Origin of the sequence: Aliivibrio sp. S10_S31, from assembly GCF_014694495.1 — a bacterium.
Taxonomy (GTDB): domain Bacteria; phylum Pseudomonadota; class Gammaproteobacteria; order Enterobacterales; family Vibrionaceae; genus Aliivibrio; species Aliivibrio fischeri.
In genome coordinates, this window is record NZ_JAAUWR010000088.1 from 1 (window position 1) to 705 (window position 705).

The 705-nt window shown below is 53.3% G+C and carries 1 rRNA gene; it reads left to right on the forward strand.

The window, feature by feature from the left end:
• Positions 1-686: ribosomal RNA gene (locus tag HC728_RS19725) — 23S ribosomal RNA — on the forward strand; the annotation flags it as partial.
• Positions 687-705 lie beyond the last annotated feature (19 nt).

The following is a 705-nucleotide window of genomic DNA, read 5'->3' on the forward strand; positions in this document are numbered from 1 at the left end:
TTGCGGACAGTGCCTGGTGGGTAGTTTGACTGGGGCGGTCTCCTCCCAAAGAGTAACGGAGGAGCACGAAGGTGGGCTAATCACGGTTGGACATCGTGAGGTTAGTGCAATGGCATAAGCCCGCTTGACTGCGAGAATGACAATTCGAGCAGGTGCGAAAGCAGGTCATAGTGATCCGGTGGTTCTGAATGGAAGGGCCATCGCTCAACGGATAAAAGGTACTCCGGGGATAACAGGCTGATACCGCCCAAGAGTTCATATCGACGGCGGTGTTTGGCACCTCGATGTCGGCTCATCACATCCTGGGGCTGAAGTCGGTCCCAAGGGTATGGCTGTTCGCCATTTAAAGTGGTACGCGAGCTGGGTTTAGAACGTCGTGAGACAGTTCGGTCCCTATCTGCCGTGGGCGTTGGATGATTGAAGGGGGCTGCTCCTAGTACGAGAGGACCGGAGTGGACGAACCTCTGGTGTTCGGGTTGTCACGCCAGTGGCATTGCCCGGTAGCTAAGTTCGGAATCGATAAACGCTGAAAGCATCTAAGCGTGAAGCGAGCCCTGAGATGAGTCATCCCTGATACTTTAAGTATCCTAAAGGGTTGTTGGAGACTACGACGTAGATAGGTCAGGTGTGTAAGTGCTGCGAGGCATTGAGCTAACTGATACTAATTGCCCGTGAGGCTTAACCATACAACACCCAAGGGGTTTT